This window comes from Anaerolineaceae bacterium oral taxon 439 (assembly GCA_001717545.1).
Taxonomy (GTDB): Bacteria; Chloroflexota; Anaerolineae; order Anaerolineales; family Anaerolineaceae; genus Flexilinea.
This window is the reverse complement of sequence record CP017039.1, coordinates 1,235,774-1,255,000: the sequence shown is the minus strand read 5'-3', so window position 1 is coordinate 1,255,000 and position 19,227 is coordinate 1,235,774. Positions and strand designations below refer to the sequence as shown.

Genomic DNA, 19,227 nt, shown 5'->3' with positions numbered 1-19,227 from the left:
CCTTTAGGGTATGAAATTGCTTATGACTTTATTTTATGAATCAGCGTCGAAGTGTTCAATATATTTTCCCGACTTTGGGGTATAAAAAACCGTTCTCCTGCCGTTGTTCGCCCGCAAACGAATATCTGATCTCGAATAAAATAAGTCAGGCGCGATTTTACAGCGTACTGAGGTGAATTTAAGTATGATAAATGCATATGAAAAAATTAAAAACCTGTTCGCTATATACAAAAATAAATCAATATGCATTAAAATAATCATATTGACTATGATCATCAGCGCGTTATTTGCAATGAGCTATTTCGTGGGATATCGTATCATCTCTCAATCTTATAATAAACTCTTGTATCAGTCTATTGCGGGTTCCTTACGTTATGAGGCTCATTTTGTCGCAGAAAAGCTTTCCGCGGTTGAATCGATGTCAGGTGCGATAAATTCGATAAGGAGATAAAGAAGAATTTAATTGTCCTCTCGGATGAGAAAAATGACGTCAAGCTGAAAAATGCAAGGAACATGATATCGTATCTGATAACAGATTATCATCATAACCTGCGGAATAGCCATGTCGTCAACGTATCTTACTTTATAGATGAAAAGAATATCATATCAAGTTATCCAGGCCGCGAGGAGCGGATCCCGATGCCCGTTTATCATGAAGTGTTGCGAGCGGCTGCGTCTGGCGATGGGTATCCTGTTTGGATAACGGATTATTGCAATGAATTCGGACTTTTTATCGCAAGGGATAACAGGCGAGTAAACAATCACAATTATGAAAATATTGGAACCCTGATTATCCAAATGGATTTCAGAAAGCTGATCAGTTCTTCGGCACAGTTGTTTTTATTCCCTGAAGACCCGAAATTTATCGTCAGCCATGAAAACAACGTCTTTTTTCATTCTGACGGACTTCCCGAAAATATTCTCCTGGATTCAAAGGCTTTTACCGTTTCGACGTATGGTCTTACAGGCAGTTCTGGAAATCATTATTTTTATGTGAACGGTATATTTGAAATGATCCCATGGGAATATAAATGTCTGATTCCTTACCGATCGATCGCGACGGCGATTAGATATATGACAAAAATTTATATAATTGTTGTGTGCCTGGCGATTGTCATCGCAATTCTTTTTTCAGTCTTCCTCAGCAAGTCGCTTGCCAAACAATTCGACCTTCTTGTTAAGAAAATGATATTATTTGAGCGGAATACTTTGACTTACCTGTCAAAACCGGAATCGGAAATAAATTCCAGCATGGATGAAATTGATAAGTTGCAGCATCATTTCGAAATTATGGCGGGTCAGATACAGCAGCTGATCCGGGAAAACTATTTAAAAGAAATCCTGAATAAAGACGCGAAGCTGAAAGCTTTGGAGAACCAGATTAATCCTCATTTTCTATATAATACGCTTGAATCGGTTAATTGGCGCGCCAAAGTAATAAACGCGATAGAAATTTCAAGAATGGCTGAATCGTTAGGCGCGTTGTTGCGAATTACACTTCAATCTTCGGAAGCGAATTTTCAGCTGAAAGATGAACTCGAAATCGTGAATCATTATATGACGATACAGAAGCTCAGATTTGAAGATCGCCTGATTTATCGATTTTCTGTCGAGCCTGATCTTTTCAGGGTATCTTTTCCAAAACTGACGATTCAGCCGTTATTAGAAAACGCGATTACGTATGCGATGGAACATATGATAGATTCATGTACTGTTGAAGTTTGCGGTTATCGAGATGGGAAGGATATTATTGTTGAGGTGATTAATGATGGGTCGCAATTTCCAGCCGATATCCTGATAAGACTGGAAGAGGGAAAAATCGTTCCGCATGGGTTTGGTATCGGCTTGCTAAATATTCAACACCGATTGCGCCTGATTTATGGCGGCGAATACGGACTGACGTTGTTCAATAGCGACGCTGAACACGCCGTAGCGCGAATCCGGATTCCAGGATGAGAATCTGAAGTATGTATAAATTGTTGATAGCGGATGATGAACGCGTTATACGCGAATCGATATCTACTCTGATCGATTGGAAGTCCCTCGGAATAGAGCTGATCGGGTTGGCGAAAGATGGCTCTGATGCCTATAACATGATTATCGATGAATGCCCTGATATCGTTTTGACGGATATAAAAATGCCTGGCTTCACGGGTATAGAGCTGATAGAAAAAATCCGTAAAATAAATACGCTGACTCAATTTGTTATTTTGTCTGGATATGGGGAATTTGAATTCGCGAAAGCTGCGATGCGATTTGGCGTCAGGCATTATCTGCTGAAACCATGCAGCGAACAGCAGATTATTGACGCCATGCAGGCAGTCGTTGCAGATTTTGAAAGGGCGCGATTGCACGATTTTGGCGGCAAGAGGCGTAAGATTGAAAGAATAATATATCATCATACTTTTTTAAACATGCTGCGAGATTGTTTGTTAGGCGACTGTAAAGGAAATCGTTTGATGCGGATTCTTGCTCGTTATGAGCATTTGCTTGATTTATATCGATATCCATGCGAATTGATTTTTGTCAAGGGTATTAAGGAAACAGATTCTCGTAATATATTCAATCTTGCGATGGGTTTCTACGGAGAAGGCAATGAATTAACCGTTGTATATGCTGATCAGAATATCTATTTTCTTGTAAGGTCAGGGGATATAGAGAAAATCTATTCCAGTCTGGCTGAATCAATAAGGATCTGTGACTGTTTTTGTGAAGTGTGTACTGCAAAATTTCAAAATCTGTCTGAATTAATGAACGCTTTTGTGGCTGAGATCCGGGAAGCCAGCCGAATTGTGTACTATAGCGCAGACGTGATATTCCCGATTGATAAAGATGAAAATTTGCATAGTGGTATTCAAAAGGAAATGGCCATTCTTTTTGATGATCATGTGGGAATTGCGAGCTTGCAACCAGATAGTATACGCAATAGCTTGGCAGGAATTAATGATTTGTTGTCTGCGAAGCATTTTACAATTTCTTTGATTATTTCAGCTTTCTCAAGAATTGACGTTATTTCAATCATAGCGGCAACTGAATGGATTGAATTCGTTAATCATGCGTCTTCGGTTGATGAGATTTTGATGGTATTAGAAATGGTATTTAAGAGCCTTGGAAGGCAGAGAGCAAGCTCACAACGAAATAAAGCGATAAGCTATAAGATCAGGGCTTATGTAATGAATCATCTTGCCGATTCCCGCCTGTCTCTGAAATGGATTGCGGATAATGTGTTGTATATGAATGAAGACTACATAAGCAGACGATTTATTAAAGAATCGGGCTCAAAATTTTCAGATTTTTTGACCGAAATGCGAATAACCAAAGCCAAGACTCTTTTGTTGGAGATTGAAGCCGATCGAATCGCTGACGTTGCGGCACGCGTTGGGTTTGAGAATAATCCGAAGTATTTCAGCCAAATTTTTAAAAAATATACCGGTTTTTCTCCCTCAGCATATCGTGAGCGATATGGCCGACTTTAATTTGGGGATGCTTTGATCGAGGGCTTTTTGAACCGCAACGTTGAGGACGCGGCGGCTGACAGGGAATTGGGATAAACAGGCTCAGGGGAGATCTTGCGCTGATCTCCCCTGATATCTTTTTACAAATTATCCCTGCTACCCGTCCGTTTTCTTCCCGGAAAGTCCGAACGTTTTTATCCGGCGGGCGACGCAGTTTTTCGGAAGGTAATCCCCGCCGTATCATCGCCGGCGTTCTCGTCATAATCGGCAAGGATCGTATCGCCGTCCTTGAACTCACCGCTCAGGAGCCGGATCGCCAGCGGATCCTGAAGCTCGCGCTGGATTGCGCGCTTGATCGGGCGCGCGCCGAATTCAATATTGGTCCCGGCCCTGACGAGGAACGCTTCGGCTTCCGGCGTCAATATCAGTTCGATCTTCCGTTCGGCCAGGTGTTTTTTAAGGCTGCGAAGCTGGATCGCCAGTATTTTCTTCAGGTCGTCGACGTTCAGCGCGTTAAAGACGATAATTTCGTCAATCCGGTTCAGGAATTCCGGCTTGAACGTCTTCTGCAGCACCTGATTGAGCAAATCTCGTCCGATTTTGACTTCCGGATTATTTGCCCAGAGTTCCGACCCGGCGTTCGAAGTCATAATGACAACTGTGTTGCGGAAGTCGACCGTTCGTCCCTGCCCATCGGTCAGCCGCCCGTCGTCCAATAGCTGGAGGAGAACGTTGAAAACTTCGGCATGCGCTTTTTCGATTTCGTCGAAAAGAACGATACTATACGGTCGGCGGCGAACCGCCTCGGTCAGCTGACCGCCTTCCTCATATCCGACGTATCCCGGAGGCGCGCCGATCAGCCGGGAAACAGTATGCTTCTCCTGATATTCGCTCATGTCGATCCGGACCATCGCGCGGTCGTCGTCGAAGAGAAACTCTGCCAGCGAGCGCGCCAGTTCGGTTTTTCCGACGCCGGTTGGACCGAGAAAGATAAACGATCCGATCGGACGGTTCTGGTCCTGAAGTCCGGCGCGGGAGCGGCGAACGGCGTTGCTGACGGCGATGACCGCCTGATCCTGGCCAATGACGCGTTCGTGGAGCCGGTTTTCCATCTGGACCAGCTTCTGCATTTCGCTTTCGATCAGCCGCGAAACCGGGATCCCGGTCCATTTCCCGACGACTTCGGCGATCTCTTCCGCGTTAACTTCTTCGCGGAGAAGCGCGCCGTCTTTTTGAATGTCTTTCAGTTTTTCCTCTGCCGCGGCGCGTCTCTTTTCCAGCTCCGGAAGTTCGCCGTAGCGAAGACGGGCGGCGTTTTCTAAGTTGTTGTCGCGTTCCGCCTGCTCGATCCGAGTGCGCGTTGCGTCGAGGCTTTCTTTAATCGATTTCAATTCCTCGATTGCGTCCTTTTCGCTTTTCCAGCGCAGCGTTAATCGTTTTGATTCTTCGTTCAGGTTGCTCAGCGACGCTTCAATTTTCGTCAGGCGCTCTTTCGACGCGTCGTCGTCTTCCTTCTGAAGCGCCTGCCTCTCGATTTCGAGCTGCATGATATCGCGGTCAAGATCGTCCAGAACGGACGGCTTCGAGTCGATTTCAGTCCGAAGGCGCGCCGCCGCCTCGTCGATCAGGTCGATAGCCTTGTCCGGAAGCTGCCGATCGGTAATATAACGGTTCGACAGAACGGCGGCGGAAATAACCGCGTTGTCGGTAATTCGAACGCCGTGATGAATCTCGTAGCGTTCTTTCAACCCGCGCAGGATACTGATCGTGTCTTCGACCGACGGTTCGTCGACGAAAACGGTCTGGAATCGGCGTTCAAGCGCCGGGTCTTTTTCGATATACTTTCGATATTCATCAAGCGTCGTCGCCCCGATCAGGTGCAGCTCGCCGCGAGCGAGCATGGGTTTGATCATGTTCCCCGCGTCCATCGATCCGTCTCCGCCGCCCGCGCCGACAATCGTATGCATTTCGTCGACGAAGAGGATAATTTCGCCTTCCGCTTCCGCGACTTCTTTCAGGACCGCTTTTAATCGTTCTTCAAATTCGCCGCGGTATTTCGCGCCGGCGACGAGCGCGCTCATGTCGAGAACGACGAGCCGCTTCTGTTTCAGTCCTTCCGGAACGTCGCCTTTGACGATCCGCTGCGCTAAGCCTTCGACGACGGCGGTTTTCCCGACGCCCGGTTCCCCGATCAGCGCCGGATTATTCTTCGTCCGGCGGGAAAGGATCTGGATCGTTCGACGAATTTCGTCGTCTCGCCCGATAACCGGATCGAGTTTCCCCTGACGGGCGGCGGCGGTCAGGTCGCGTCCATATTTTTCGAGCGTCTGATAGGTGTCTTCCGGATTTCGGCCGGTGACGCGCTGCGACCCGCGGATCGATTTCAGCGCTTTCAGGATCGCGGGTTTATCGATTCCGAACCGGCTGAGCCGTTGGCCTTCGACGCTGTCGCAGAGCGCTAACAGGAGATGTTCCGTGGAGACGTATTCATCCCGCATATTTTTCGCAATCGATTCGGCGTCAGTGAAAACGCGCGCCGTGGACTGGGTCGCGGACAGGCTGGCGTTTCCGCCATAGACTTTCGGCTGCGCCTGAAGCGATTTTTCGACGTCGGCGGTCAGCCCGGCGTCTGATCCAGCGACGCGCGTCAGGATCGCCGGAACGAGCCCATCGCTCTGGCGAAGGAGCGCGAGGAGCAAGTGACCCGGTTCGACCGCCTGATGTGAGAATTCGAGCGCGATTTGCTGCGATTGGTTGACGGCTTCGATTGCTTTCTGAGTGTATTGTTCAAAGTTCATGGATGGACCTCCTTCAAAGCGCGGCGAGTCGCCGCGCTGTACGATTCTTATGATCTGTCAGCTAAGTATAGTGTAGGCGGTCGCTGTTAACGGCGTATTAGAGATCAGTTAGACGAAGATCAGAGGATTTCTGCCCGCGCTGTCCCTGGGCGTTGGATGGACGCGATCGATATTTCCGTAAAGAAAATCTCAGGTTGAAAATTCAGGGCTTTCGGTTTCCGAAGATATGCTACCGGTCAGATCGGGCAGAGCCTCTGCGAAAGCACACATAACACTGCCCGATCAATATTTATCAGGCCAAATATTGTGACCTATCTGGGACTCGAACCCAGAACACGCTGATTAAGAGTCAGCTGCTCTGCCAATTGAGCTAATAGGCCTGTCTTACCGAGCCAAAATTATACCACCTTTCCACAGAACGCAACCCCGCCTCCTGAAACTCATTATCCTGACCGCACATGACATTTATCCTGAACAAAAAGTGCCATTCATCCTGCGCCGATCTTGACAACCAATCAGTCATAGTGAGCTATAATACAGAAACAATAAACTGCCTCTATTCGAAAAGAACTATCTCTTTAGGAGCATTCATGCGAATCATTCCTGCAAAAGAAATAGAAAATACAATCCACGACCTTTGTATCCACGCCAATACGCATATTCCAACGGACGTCATCAACGCGCTCACCGCGGCGAAGGAACTTGAAACCGGCGACGTTGCGCGCGGGATCCTCGAAGACATCCTGGAAAACGACCGTCTGGCCGCGGCTGAGAACCTTCCTTCCTGTCAGGATACCGGGATGGCGGTCGTTTTCGTCGACATCGGACAGGAGGTTCACGTCGACGGCGATCTCACCGAAGCGATCCAGGCCGGCGTCCGCAGCGGATATCAGGATGGCTACCTCCGAAAATCGATCGTCAGCGATCCGCTCGATCGCATCAATACCGGCGACAACACCCCCGCTATGATCACGCTCCGAATCGTTCCCGGCGACCGACTGAAAATTACCGTCGCGCCCAAAGGTTTCGGCTGCGAGAATATGAGCCGACTGGCGATGCTGAAACCCGCGGAAGGAGAAAACGCTGTCCGGAATTTTATCCTCGACACGATTCTCAGCGCCGGACCGAACGCCTGTCCGCCGATGGTCGTCGGCGTCGGGATCGGCGGCTCGTTCGATAAAGTCGCCGAATCTGCGAAACGCGCGCTCCTCCGGACGATCGGCTCGCGCCATCCGGACCCCAAAATCGCGCAAATGGAAAAAGACCTGGAAGACGCCGCTAATCGAAGCGGAATCGGGCCGCAGGGATTCGGCGGACGCACGACCGTTTTAGCGATCTTCATTGAAACCCTCCCGACCCATATTGCCGCGCTGCCCGTCGCGGTCAATATCAACTGCCACGCCGCGCGACACGAATCAAGGACTCTGTAACAATGAATCCCATACGACTTACCGCCCCTTTTACCGACGCCGATACGCTATCGGAACTGACGCGCCTGAACGCGGGCGACCGCGTCCTGATCAGCGGAACGGTTTTCACGGCCCGAGACGCCGCGCATAAAAAGATGATCGAGCTCCTCGACGGCGGGGGAACGCTTCCTTTTGATCCCGCCGGCGCCGTAATCTATTACGTTGGGCCGACCCCGGCGCCGCCCGGACTCGTTATCGGCTCCGCAGGGCCGACAACCGCTTCGCGAATGGACGCGTATACGCCGAAGCTCCTCAGTTTGGGCGTTAAAGGCGTGATCGGCAAAGGCTACCGCAGCGAAGCTGTCCGAAAAAGCCTGACCGAGAACCGGGCTGTCTATTTCGCGGCGACCGGCGGAGCCGGCATCCTCCTCTCAAAAAGGATCCTCGCCGCGGAAGTCATCGCGTTTCCGGAGCTTGGGACCGAAGCCGTTCAGAAACTGATCTTCAGCGATTTTCCGGCGACCGTGATTACCGATTTTTCAGGCAATTACCTATACGAAACCGGCCCTAAGGCCTGGAGAAAAATAACAGCATAAGGAATCTGCAAACATGATTGAAACCCACAGCAAAATCAGTCTCTACGCGCAATACGCCGCCTCGATTCGCGAAAAAATCGAGCGCGGAGAAATAAAACCTGGCGACCGGTTACCGTCGATCCTGAACGCGGCCGAGGAGGCAGCGCTCAGCCCGGGAACGATCAAGCAGGCATACAAGGTCCTGACCGAAGAAGGCTATGTCACGATGATCCAGGGGCGGGGAACGATCGTCTTAGATACGAAGCGCGCCGCCCAGCAACGCGAACCTTCGGGGACCCTCGTCACCAGCAATCAGGCGCGTGCCGAAAAAGCGATCGACCGCCTTTTTCAGGATCTCGGCCGGATGGGCTTTTCGTTCTCCGATATCCGGATCCTGCTGGACCTGAAATACCGGAAGCTGGCGCATGAAACCGCCAGCCTGACGATTGGGATTATCGACTGCAACCCCGAGGCCCGGCACATGATCGCTGATCAGATCGCCGAATTCAACGAATCCGATATTTTTGAATATGGCCTCGAAACGATCCTGAGCTTCCCCGACCGCCTTCCGGACGATCTCAATCTCGTTTTCACAACGACGACGCATGAATCGTCGATCAACGAGGCCATCGAAGGCCGCGTCAAAGTTTACGCGCTCGCGCTTTCGCCGACCGCCGAAACGATTTCAGCGATCGCAAAGCTCAACCCGACCGATAAAATCGCTCTCGTCGCACTGAGCCATGAATTCATCGGGATCATGCTCAAGGCCATGCACAAATACAGCGATATCCAGTCCAAGCCGGACGTTATTCATCTCAGCGCCGAAACCAATTTACCAATTTCCGGTTCCGAAACCTACGACGCAATTATCGTCCCAAGCAACTACGAACGCTTCAGCTCCAAAGCTGAAAAGGAGAAAATCAGGGAATTCGAACAAGCCGGAGGAAAAGTCATCCGCTTCGAATATCAGATGGACCACGGTTCAATGCTGTTCGCGAAAAATCTGATCGAATCAACCGAAATCCAGTTACAAAAAGCCGCTGTCGGCTGAAAGGAAGAAAGGAAGTCTCCCTTGGAACGTAAGAAAAAACTCGTCATAGGCGTCATTGGCGCGGATGTTCATGCCGTCGGGATTCGGATCCTCGATTTCGCTTTTACGCAGGCCGGATTCGAAGTCATCAACTTAGGCGTCATGGTCAGTCAGGATGAATTCATTAACGCGGCGATCGAAACCAACGCCGACGCGATTATCGTCTCCTCGCTCTACGGCCATGGCGAATTGGACTGCCGCGGAATGCGCGATAAATGCATCGAAGCGGGAATCGGCGATATCCTCCTCTATATCGGCGGAAATATCGTCGTTGGGAAACAGAAGTTCGAAGACGTCGAAAAACGCTTCCTTGACATGGGGTTCAACCGCGTCTTTCCGCCCGGGACCGATCCGGAAGACGGCGTTCGCCTCCTGAAACAGGACCTCGGCGTCGAGGTCGCCGAGGAAAGCGCCTGACGCCGGACGGGTTCTGAGGAGCTGCGAATGAGAGACGCGACGCTGTTAATTGACTTTGGGAGCACCTATACAAAGCTTGTCGCGGTCGACGAAGCCGCGGAAGAAATCCTGGGCACGGCGCAAAGTCCGACGACCGTCGAAACCGATATCAGCGAAGGGCTCCGCAGCGCGCGCGCCCTCCTTGAACGGACGGCCGGCCCGCTCGCCTTTCCGACAATCCGCGCCTGTTCGAGCGCAGCGGGCGGGCTTCGGATTATCGTCTCAGGGCTCGTTCTCGAGCTGACCGCGAAAGCGGCGCGCTTAGCCGCGTTGGGCGGCGGCGGAAAAATCCTGAAGGTCTTCGCCGGAAAATTAACCGGCAGCGATATCGATTTTATCCTCAACTCACGCCCGGACCTGTTCCTGCTGACAGGCGGGACCGACGGGGGCGATGAAAAATGCATTCTGACCAACGCTGAACGTCTGGCACGATCCGGGATCGACTGTCCGATCCTGATCGCCGGGAACCGGAACGCGGCGGACGAATGCTGTAAAATCCTGAGCGCGGCCGGGAAACCGGCGATGATAACGCCGAACGTCCTCCCCAGGCTCGACCAGCTGAATATCCGGCCGGTTCAGGATCAGATCCGGAAAACCTTCCTCTCGCAAATTATTCACGCCAAAGGGCTGAGCCGAATGGAAACCATCATGGGAGAAATTACCATGCCGACGCCGGTATCCGTCCTGAAAGCGCTGACGCTCCTGTCAAAGGGCGTCAATCAAAACCCCGGCCTCGGCCCGCTCATGGCGGTCGATCTGGGCGGAGCGACGACCGACGTTTACTCGATCGCGGACGGCGCTCCCGAGAACTCGAATACATACCTGAAGGGCCTGATCGATCCATATGAAAAGCGATCTGTCGAAGGCGATATCGGCATGAGGATCAGTATCCATGGCATCCTCGAAGCCGCCGGCGCGGAGCGGATCGCGCGGATCGCGGATACCAGCGTCGACGAAGTCAACGCCTGGGCGGACAAGGTTCAGGCCAATCACGGACTCCTCCCACGGAACGAACGGGAAGCCCGCCTGGATCACGCGTTCGCCTGCGCGGCGGTTCAGGCGGCGACGATCCGCCACGCAGGAACGATCGAAGAATCGTACACGCCGGCAGGACAAATCTTTATTCAGGAAGGAAAAGACCTTCGCTCAATCGAAACCGTCGTCCTGATCGGCGGCGCGCTGATCCATGCCGCCGCGCCGCGGGAAATCGCCGCCTTCGCTTCCTATTCGAAGGAATTCCCCAGCTCGCTCCGGCCGAACCGGGTCGACGTCCTGTTGGATAAAAAATATATTCTCTCCGCGATGGGCGTCCTATCCGAAATCAATCCCGAATCAGCGCTCTCCATCATGAAAAAGGAAATCATCCATGCCTGAGACAACCCCTTCTCATCAGCTGTCGGATAACCGGCTGCCATTAGATCCGTTCATGGTCGAACGGCGCGAAGTCCTGAGCGGCTGGAAAACCGGCGCCGACGTCGATCTCGACGACGCCTTCGAATATCATCAGCAGCTTCCTGAATCGAAAAAATTTCCGGAAAAGCTGAAACTCGCCGACGATCAGCATATCACCTTAATCCAGCCGCGCGCCGGCGTCCCACTCATCGCCGAACATATCAAGCTTCTGACCTATTTGCAGAACGAAGGCGAAGCCGACCTGCTTCCGACGACGATCGACAGCTACACCCGCCAAAACCGCTACCGCGAAGCGGAAAACGGGATCCAGGAATCGCTGAGCTCCGGGCGCGCAATGCTGAACGGATATCCCGCCGTCAATCACGGCGTCGAAACCAACCGCCAAATCGTCGAGCTCCTCGATATCCCGGTCCAGATCCGTCACGGGACCCCCGACGCACGGCTGCTGGCGGAAATCTGCTACGCCTCCGGGTTCACGTCTTTCGAAGGCGGCGGAATTTCCTATAATATCCCCTACGCGAAAAGCGTATCTCTCGAAAAAACGATCCGCGACTGGCAGTACGTCGATCGTCTCACCGGGCTGTATCAGGAAGCGGGCATCAAGATCAATCGCGAGCCCTACGGACCGCTGACCGGAACGCTCGTTCCCCCCTGCATCTCGCATTCCGTCGCGATCCTCGAATCGCTCCTCGCCGCCGAACAGGGCGTCCGGAATCTGACCGTCGGCTATGGGCAATGCGGGAACCTGGTTCAGGATGTCGCGGCGATGATCGTGCTTCGCGAACTGACGAAAGAGTACATGGAAAAATTCGGCTACGCCGACGCGGAAATTACCACCGTGCTGCATCAATGGATGGGCGGCTTCCCGCAGGACGAAGCCAAAGCTTACGCCGTTATCTGCTGGGGGTCAGCCGTCGCCGCCCTCTCGAAAGCAACCAAGGTCATCGTCAAAACGCCGCAGGAAGCGATCGGCGTTCCCACGATGGAAGCCAACGCCGCCGGCCTGCGCGCTACTAAACAGATGATCACCATGCTGCGCGACCAGATGCCCGACAGGGCGTCGCTCAGCGAGGAGCAGGCGCTGATCGAGGAAGAAACCCGCTGCATCGTCGATAAAGTCATCGAGATCGGAGAAGGCAGCATCGCCGCCGGCGTCGTCCGCGCGTTCCAGGCCGGATTCCTCGATATCCCGTTCGCACCCAGCAAGTATAACGCCGGGAAGCTTCTTCCCGCGCGCGATAACCGCGGCGCGGTCCGGATCTTCCATCCCGGCGCGCTCCCGCTGACGCCCGCACTTCTCGATTTCCATAAACAGAAAATCAACGAACGCGCGGCCTATGAAAAACGTCAGGCGTCATTCCAGATGGTCATTGACGACGTCTACGCGATCAGCAAGGGCCGCCTCGTCGGTCGTCCGCGCTGACCCATCCCAACAAGGAGCCAGAAATCCCATGAAAATTCAACGTACTTTTTTATCGCCGGGACGGACCGGATTCTACTTCGACGACCAGAAAGCGATCAAACAAGGCGCGGCGCATGACGGAATGAGCTACGCCGGCGCGCCGGTCACGCCCGGATTCGAACGCATCCGCATCCCCGGCGAAGCGATCAGCGTCCAATTCCTCCTCGCCGACGGACAAATCGCATATGGCGACTGCGCCGCGGTTCAATACTCCGGCGCAGGAGGGCGCGACCCGGTTTTCCTCGCCAGAACGTTCCTCCCGCTCATCGAACGCGAAGTCCTGCCCAGAATCGAAGGGCGCGACTGGACCTCGTTCGACGCCGCGATGCGCGAAATAGAAGCAATCCGCGTTGACGGGAAGCCGCTCCATACCGCGATCCGTTACGGCCTGAGCCAGGCGGTCCTCGACGCGATCGCGAAATCCAACCATGAGCTGATGTGCGAAACGTTAGCGCGGGAATACGGGACGACCGTCTCCGACAGGCCGATCCCCATCTTCGCGCAGTCCGGCGACGAACGCGACCTCAACGCAGACAAAATGATCCTGAAGTCGGCGGACGTCCTGCCGCATGCGCTGATCAACAACGTTAAAGAAAAACTGGGCGAAAAAGGCGAAATTCTCGCCGCCTACGTCCGGCGGCTCTCGAACCGGATCCGTGAGCTCCGCGTCTCGCCGTCCTATAACCCTGTCCTTCATATCGACGTTTACGGGACGATCGGCGAAATCTTCCCGAAAAACGACTGGGCGGCGATCAGCGGCTACCTCGCCTCCCTCGCGGAACTCGCCGCTCCGTTCAGGCTCCGGATCGAAGGACCGGTCGATTACGGCGCGCATGACGCCCAGCGCGACGCGCTGACCGCGCTCACCGCAGCGCTCGACGAACGCGGTATCCCGGTCGAACTCGTCGCCGACGAATGGTGCAACACGCTGGAAGACGTCCGCGAATTCGCCGACGCCAAAGCCGGCCACATGATCCAGATTAAGACCCCCGATCTCGGTTCCATGCATAATTCCGCCGAGGCCGTCCTGTACTGCCGCGAAAAAGGCGTCGGCGCGTATCTGGGAGGAAGCTGCAACGAGACCGATCGTTCCGCTCAGATTACGGCCCACGTCGCCATGGCGACCTCCCCGGCGCAGATGCTCGCCAAACCGGGGATGGGATTTGACGAAGGCTTCATGATCGTTTATAACGAAATGCAGCGGATCCTCGCTTACCGCGCCGCCCGGAAATAGAAGGGAAGAAGGATTTACAATGAAACCCGAATTTAAAATCCTGTCCGCGACCGCGATTCTCGGTTACGGCTTTCCGATCGCCTCCTTCGAAGCCGGGATCGCGAAAGGACCCGACCTGATCGCGGCGGACGCCGGTTCGACCGACCCGGGGCCGTACTATCTCGGGTCCGGAATCTCGTTTACAGACCGCCAGGCGGTCAAACGCGACTTAAGAATCATGATCAAAGCCGGCGTCGAACGGAAAATCCCGGTCGTCGTCGGAACCGCCGGCGGAAGCGGCGCAGAGCCGCATCTGGCATGGTGTTTCGAGATTATCCGCGAAATCGCGCGCGAAGAAGCGCTGAATTTCAGAATCGCGGTTATCCACGCTGAATTTGAAAAAAGCTTTGTCGCCGACGCGCTCAAAAAAGGAAAAATCCGGCCGCTTGACCGCGCGCCGGAGCTGACCGAAGAACGCGTCCTCAACTCGGAACATATCGTCGGCCAGATGGGCGTCGAGCCGTATATCCGCGCCTTTGAAGAGATTCCGGACGTTGTCCTCGCCGGCCGTTCCTACGATCCGAGCGTCTTCGCCGCGCTGCCGATCCGCGACGGCTTCGACCGCGCCCTCGCGCTGCATCTGGGGAAAATCCTTGAGTGCGCCGCGATCTGCGCCTCGCCGGGAAGCGGGTCGGACTGCATGTTCGGGAAGCTGACGAACGATTGGTTCGAGCTCGAAGCGCTGAACCCGGTCCGGAAATGCACGACGGTATCCGTCGCGGCGCATACGCTCTACGAAAAAACCAACCCGTATATTCTCCCCGGGCCCGGCGGTCATCTTGACTTACGAGACTGTTCCTTCACCGATCAGGGCAGCGGAAGAATCCGCGTCTCCGGATCGAAGTTCATCGCTGACAAGCCCTACACGATCAAGCTCGAAGGCGCGCAGTCCGTCGGCTTCCGAACCGTCTCGATCGCCGGGACGCGCGACCCGATCATGATCCGCGAAATCGACCGGACGATCGCCGCCGTCCGCGCCAACGTCGCCGATATCTATAAAGATCAGCCCTGGGACTATCGGCTGAATTTTACCGTTTACGGAAAAGACGGCGTCATGGGGCCGCTCGAACCCACCCCCGGAACCGAATCGGCGCATGAACTGGGGATCATTATTGAAGCCGTCGCCGAATCGCAGGAACGCGCCGACGCCGTCTGCGCGACCGCGCGATCAACCATGCTCCATTACGGCTACCCGGGACGGATCGCGACCGCCGGGAATCTCGCGTTCCCGTTCTCGCCGAGCGATTTTCACGCGGGAAAGGTCTATGAATTCAGCGTGTATCACCTGCTGGAAGTCGAAGACCCGGCCGCGCCGTTCCGGATCGACGTCTACGAACTATAACGCGGCGAAAGGAAAACCGAATGAAACGAAAACTTACCGAAATGGCGGACGTTATCCGCTCGAAAAACTCCGGTCCATACGAGCTGACGCTCGACGTCCTTTTCAAAACTGCGGACGATTTCGAAACGGCGCGGAAGTATCGCCTCCTCTCGCCGGAAAAAATCTGCGAACTGTATAAAATCGCGCCGGAAAAAATAATCGGGATCGTCGAATTCCCGCCGGCGAAAGCGATAAAGGTCACGATCCAGCGGCCGACCTGTTCCGGGGATACAGGCGAAACCGACGTCTACGGGGCTCAGCAGCACGCCCCGCTCCTCAGTATCGAACTCGATACTGATTCGCCGCAGCCCGCCTGAGCCAACGAAGGAGACGGTCAAGATGAGCTATTCAGCTCGAATGCAGAAAAATCACCTGTTCAGCGTTTACCTCGCGCCGCGCGGGAACCCGCGCATGGCCGACGTCGGCAACCAGATCGCCCAGCTGTACATGAGCCCGTTCGACTCGCTGATCGGGTTCGTCGGCGAATCCGGATCCGGGAAAAGCGTCCTGATCCGCGGGATGTTCCCTGGATTGGAGATGACGAACGACGACGAAGGCGTAAACGTCCGCCCCCTGCCCCTGCTTCAGCTCCACGATCAGAGCTTTTTCTCCGCGCATACCTATCATATCGATATCCGCTTCGAATCGGCGTTTACCCAAATGACCGATATCGTGCAGGCGATCAACGACGCGACCGCGATGGGGAAACGGGTCATCGTTGAGCATTTCGACCTTCTTTACCCGGCAATCAAGCGCAACGCGCATCTTCTCGTCGGCGTCGGCGAAGAAATTATTATCACGCGCCCGACCATGTTCGGGCCGGACCCGCGCGACCTCCAGAAAATCGTCTCCAAGTCGGTCATCTACCGGCGCATGGCCCATACCGCCGAAGACCTTTGCGAATTCTGCCTCCTCGGTTACGGGATCGGGTCGTTCGAGCATTCCGACGTCCGTCACGGCTTTATCCTCAGCTACATGGACAAACGCGCGATCAATATCCTCGATCTGGAACATCAGGTCAACGAGATGATCAAAAAGGACATCCCGATCTCCTATCTCGACCGGACGCATATCCTGATCGGAGACCAACGCCACTACTGCACCGGACCGCGCATGCACGTCCGCACGACCGGCGAAATCGTCAATTTCCGCCTCCATCCGGAAATCCTCGTCGACGAAATGACCGGCCGGAACATGCTCGTCGGGCTGGTCGGGACGCCGCCGTCCTACGCGATCGGCGATATTAACCAGATTTTCGTCTGAGCCAAACGGATACGAAGCTCTGAAAAGTTCCTGAAAAATATCGGGAACTTTTTTCGCTTAAGAATCGTTTTCTATTATATAGATAGCGATGAATATCGCGCGAATAAGAATCGGTTAGAAAAAAAGGAGGCCAAAATGAACCGATCTAAGAAACTCAAGCTTTTTATCCTCATGCTCGCGCTGATCTGCGCGAGCGCCGTTGGCGCTCACGCGCAGGAGCCCAACCAGCTCTACCGGGTCGACGAGATCCCGATTGAGGACCTGTCCGAAATCCTCCCGGCGCGTGACGTTCAGGATCCGCTCGTCTACGAATTCCTTCCCGGGAACCGCCTCTTCGCGGTCACCGACCGGCTGAACCTGATCGACCTGAACGCGATGAAGCGGATCGCCGAAGCGCCCCTGCCGGACTCCGCACCGTCGCTCGACAGCGAAAAACTCATCCGATTCGATCGGGTTGAAGCGCTCGAAAACGGTTTCGCCTGGATCGTTTCCATAGCGACCCCGGCCGAACCGCATTTGAAAGGAACCTATTACCAGTTTGACAACCAATTGAACGTCATTCGGGAAGTCAATCTGAACGATTATATGCCGTCTCCAGACATGGTTTATCTGGATATTTCACGAGATGGCTCCGAAATCTACACAGTTGAACATTCATTGATGCGCCGAATAAATCTGGACAGCAGCGATGAAAAAATCCTGCTCGAAACAAAGATGGGCTTCGATATGGATCTCAATTCAATAGGATCGCTCCGCCTGATCGATAATGGTAAAACCGTACTGTTTTCCGGGGATAAATTCTTATCGGTTGAAGAAGGCGGAAGCCATATCAATACCGTCCGCGTATACGGTTCCATGTCCCCAGACGGGGAAAACCGCGTTCTGACCGACGCGCCGGACTTCAATGTGGAGATCATAACAGACGCGTACAGCCCGCTCCATCTTCATACGCCGCAGACGTCCCCCATCGCGCTCATCGTTCCATATTTTACAGGAGAATATGACAGCGAGACAAAAATGATCAAAACCGTTTATGCGCTGGACGTCGCGGCGAAGCACGTCGTCGAAATCCCGCTTCAGGCCCCGACGGAAGAAGAACGGGCGAAGCTGTCCGAAAACGGGAAGTACCTCGCGACGGCCGTCTGCGAAAGCCGCGACGACGGGACCTTCGCGCTCGTGCCCCGGCTTTACGGCGCCGCGAAAGGCTCGCTCCTCGCGACCTACGAATTCCCGGCGCTGAGCGAATGCACGAACGCTGCCATCGGCATCAGCGAAGAAGACGGGCTGATCTCCGTCCTGTATCAGGACGGCCAGGCCGTCCGCCTCGTCCGGATCCCGATCGAAAAATAAGATCATCAGAAAAGGAACGACAAAATGAAAAAACATGCACTCTGGTTCGGACGGATCGTATTCGGATTCGCGGGACTGCTTGCACTGATTTGCGGCCTGACCGTGCTCCCGATTCAAAGCCAAGCCGATCCGGACGAGGCCCTGACCCGGAGCTTAGCCGAATTTACGCCTGAGACGATTTCTCCTGAAGGAAATCCACTCTCGTTCACGTTCCTGTCCGGAGGCCGGCTGCTGGTGATCCATGACCAGCTGACGATCGTCGACCTGAAAACGATGAAAGCGGCCGCGGAAGCCGAAATGCCGGAATCGATATCCGAAAAGCTTTCCGACGAATACGCGCTGTTCGCCCGCGTTCAGCCGCTCAACAGCGGGTTTGCCTGGCTGGTGGATATGACGCCGCGAGCAGGCGGCGAAACGCGCCCGGTATCTTTCTACTTTCAATATGATAACGATCTGAATCTCGTTCAGGAAGCGAACCTGAGCGAAGCGCTTCCGTCCGCCTTTGGCTTTGGACTCGGAAATATCGCGCCGGATCCCGACGGGTCAAAGGTGTATTACGTAGCTTATTCGCCGGAAGACAAAGGTGAAAAACTTCTGGCGGGGAAGATTCCGCTCGATCCGGATTCGGACCGCCTGATCTATCAGACAGATCGATCGCCGGACTCGGAATTCCATGTCATCTCCGATCTGCGGCTGCTGCGCGGCGGGAAAAGACTTTATTTCGTCGGAGGAAAGTTAGATATAACCGGCGAGGTCGGAGATACGATTTGCGCTTACGGATCGATGTCCACGGACGGAAGCGACCTGACAATTCTGGATCCAACGACGCTTCAGGACCCGTACGAATTTTATCAGGTAGGCGTCGGAGAGCAGAACGTCCCGCAGTCGTCGCCGATCATGCTGCTGACCCCGAACGATCCGAAACCGACCTGGTTCGACGATCCGGAAAACTACGTCTTTACGCCCCCGCCGGTGAAGAGCTTTTACGCCTGGAACGTCGAAACGGGCGATATTACCGAAATCCCGCTGCGGATCAGCATGGAAGACCATAAGGCCGCGCTCTCAGAAAACGGGAAATACCTGGCTACGGCAGCGGCCGACGATCCGATGACCGAGGTCACATCCTTAACCGTCCGGCTCTACGACACGTCGAACGGCGAACTCCTCATGGAGAAAAACTATTCGGGCCTTACGGCAGGCTTTGTACCCGAGATCAGCGTCTCCGAGTCGGATAAGCTGATCCGCGCGGTACTCCTGGATAAGCTGGCTTATTCCTATGTCGAGATCCCGATCGAATAACCC

The 19,227-nt window shown here is 54.0% G+C and carries 14 protein-coding genes, 1 tRNA gene and 1 pseudogene; 14 read left to right on the top strand and 2 right to left on the bottom strand.

Translation table 11 applies throughout. From position 1 onward, the window contains the following. Positions 1-205: 205 nt before the first annotated feature. Positions 206-1,956, top strand: a pseudogene (locus BEQ56_05650) (hypothetical protein). 11 nt (positions 1,957-1,967) lie between these two features. Then, positions 1,968-3,476 carry a hypothetical protein gene (locus BEQ56_05645; GenBank protein AOH43005.1) on the top strand — a complete coding sequence of 503 codons (1,509 nt, stop codon included), beginning with the start codon at positions 1,968-1,970 and terminating at the stop codon, positions 3,474-3,476. Between the two features lie 173 nt (positions 3,477-3,649). Here BEQ56_05645 and BEQ56_05640 read toward each other — a convergent pair whose 3' ends face one another. Together BEQ56_05640 and BEQ56_05635 are read right to left on the bottom strand one after the other, a co-directional pair. Continuing rightward, a complete protein-coding gene (locus BEQ56_05640; GenBank protein ID AOH43004.1) occupies positions 3,650-6,253 on the bottom strand; it encodes an ATP-dependent chaperone ClpB in 2,604 nt (867 codons plus the stop codon). A 304-nt stretch (positions 6,254-6,557) separates the two neighbouring features. Then, positions 6,558-6,633: transfer RNA gene (locus BEQ56_05635), tRNA-Lys, on the bottom strand. Positions 6,634-6,843: 210 nt separating this feature from the next. On the opposite strand from BEQ56_05635, the gene BEQ56_05630 reads away from it, so the two are divergent. The 12 genes from BEQ56_05630 to BEQ56_05575 all read left to right on the top strand — a co-directional run bounded on the left by BEQ56_05630 (position 6,844) and on the right by BEQ56_05575 (position 19,224). Beyond that, complete coding sequence (locus tag BEQ56_05630; protein ID AOH43003.1) at positions 6,844-7,683, top strand: fumarate hydratase; 840 nt, start codon at positions 6,844-6,846, stop codon at positions 7,681-7,683. Then, a complete protein-coding gene (locus tag BEQ56_05625; GenBank protein AOH43002.1) occupies positions 7,668-8,258 on the top strand; it encodes a fumarate hydratase in 591 nt (196 codons plus the stop codon). Before BEQ56_05630 ends, BEQ56_05625 begins: the two co-directional genes overlap by 16 nt. 13 nt (positions 8,259-8,271) lie before the next feature. Beyond that, the gene (locus BEQ56_05620; protein ID AOH43001.1) at positions 8,272-9,288 is read left to right on the top strand and encodes a hypothetical protein; all 1,017 of its coding nucleotides are present in this window, start codon (positions 8,272-8,274) and stop codon (positions 9,286-9,288) included. A 21-nt stretch (positions 9,289-9,309) separates the two neighbouring features. Then, complete coding sequence (locus BEQ56_05615) at positions 9,310-9,744, top strand: methylaspartate mutase subunit S (GenBank protein AOH43000.1); 435 nt, start codon at positions 9,310-9,312, stop codon at positions 9,742-9,744. Positions 9,745-9,771: 27 nt separating this feature from the next. Beyond that, entirely contained in the window at positions 9,772-11,157 is a 1,386-nt protein-coding gene (locus tag BEQ56_05610; protein AOH42999.1) for a MutL protein, read from the top strand. After that, on the top strand, positions 11,150-12,619 hold the full coding sequence (locus BEQ56_05605; GenBank protein AOH42998.1) for a methylaspartate mutase subunit E: 1,470 nt from the start codon (positions 11,150-11,152) through the stop codon (positions 12,617-12,619). The genes BEQ56_05610 and BEQ56_05605 overlap by 8 nt, the downstream gene beginning before the upstream one ends. A gap of 28 nt (positions 12,620-12,647) precedes the next feature. Continuing rightward, positions 12,648-13,892 (top strand): methylaspartate ammonia-lyase, encoded by a 1,245-nt coding sequence (locus tag BEQ56_05600; protein ID AOH42997.1) that lies wholly within the window; start codon positions 12,648-12,650, stop codon positions 13,890-13,892. Between the two features lie 19 nt (positions 13,893-13,911). Then, on the top strand, positions 13,912-15,273 hold the full coding sequence (locus BEQ56_05595; protein AOH42996.1) for a 3-methylaspartate ammonia-lyase: 1,362 nt from the start codon (positions 13,912-13,914) through the stop codon (positions 15,271-15,273). Between the two features lie 20 nt (positions 15,274-15,293). Further along, complete coding sequence (locus BEQ56_05590; protein AOH42995.1) at positions 15,294-15,629, top strand: acyl-CoA synthetase; 336 nt, start codon at positions 15,294-15,296, stop codon at positions 15,627-15,629. A 22-nt stretch (positions 15,630-15,651) separates the two neighbouring features. Then, complete coding sequence (locus tag BEQ56_05585) at positions 15,652-16,575, top strand: lantibiotic ABC transporter (protein ID AOH42994.1); 924 nt, start codon at positions 15,652-15,654, stop codon at positions 16,573-16,575. 135 nt (positions 16,576-16,710) lie between these two features. After that, positions 16,711-17,925 (top strand): hypothetical protein, encoded by a 1,215-nt coding sequence (locus tag BEQ56_05580; GenBank protein AOH42993.1) that lies wholly within the window; start codon positions 16,711-16,713, stop codon positions 17,923-17,925. Positions 17,926-17,949: 24 nt separating this feature from the next. After that, on the top strand, positions 17,950-19,224 hold the full coding sequence (locus BEQ56_05575; protein ID AOH42992.1) for a hypothetical protein: 1,275 nt from the start codon (positions 17,950-17,952) through the stop codon (positions 19,222-19,224). Positions 19,225-19,227 lie beyond the last annotated feature (3 nt).

Bases quoted from the DNA above. Each gene is read 5' to 3' on its own strand.
- BEQ56_05580 (AOH42993.1), top strand. From the start codon at position 16,711: ATGAACCGATCTAAGAAACTCAAGCTTTTTATCCTCATGCTCGCGCTG.
- BEQ56_05585 (AOH42994.1), top strand. From the start codon at position 15,652: ATGAGCTATTCAGCTCGAATGCAGAAAAATCACCTGTTCAGCGTTTAC.
- BEQ56_05630 (AOH43003.1), top strand. From the start codon at position 6,844: ATGCGAATCATTCCTGCAAAAGAAATAGAAAATACAATCCACGACCTT.
- BEQ56_05645 (AOH43005.1), top strand. From the start codon at position 1,968: ATGTATAAATTGTTGATAGCGGATGATGAACGCGTTATACGCGAATCG.
- BEQ56_05595 (AOH42996.1), top strand. From the start codon at position 13,912: ATGAAACCCGAATTTAAAATCCTGTCCGCGACCGCGATTCTCGGTTAC.
- BEQ56_05620 (AOH43001.1), top strand. From the start codon at position 8,272: ATGATTGAAACCCACAGCAAAATCAGTCTCTACGCGCAATACGCCGCC.
- BEQ56_05575 (AOH42992.1), top strand. From the start codon at position 17,950: ATGAAAAAACATGCACTCTGGTTCGGACGGATCGTATTCGGATTCGCG.
- BEQ56_05600 (AOH42997.1), top strand. From the start codon at position 12,648: ATGAAAATTCAACGTACTTTTTTATCGCCGGGACGGACCGGATTCTAC.
- BEQ56_05640 (AOH43004.1), bottom strand. From the start codon at position 6,253: ATGAACTTTGAACAATACACTCAGAAAGCAATCGAAGCCGTCAACCAA.
- BEQ56_05605 (AOH42998.1), top strand. From the start codon at position 11,150: ATGCCTGAGACAACCCCTTCTCATCAGCTGTCGGATAACCGGCTGCCA.
- BEQ56_05590 (AOH42995.1), top strand. From the start codon at position 15,294: ATGAAACGAAAACTTACCGAAATGGCGGACGTTATCCGCTCGAAAAAC.
- BEQ56_05610 (AOH42999.1), top strand. From the start codon at position 9,772: ATGAGAGACGCGACGCTGTTAATTGACTTTGGGAGCACCTATACAAAG.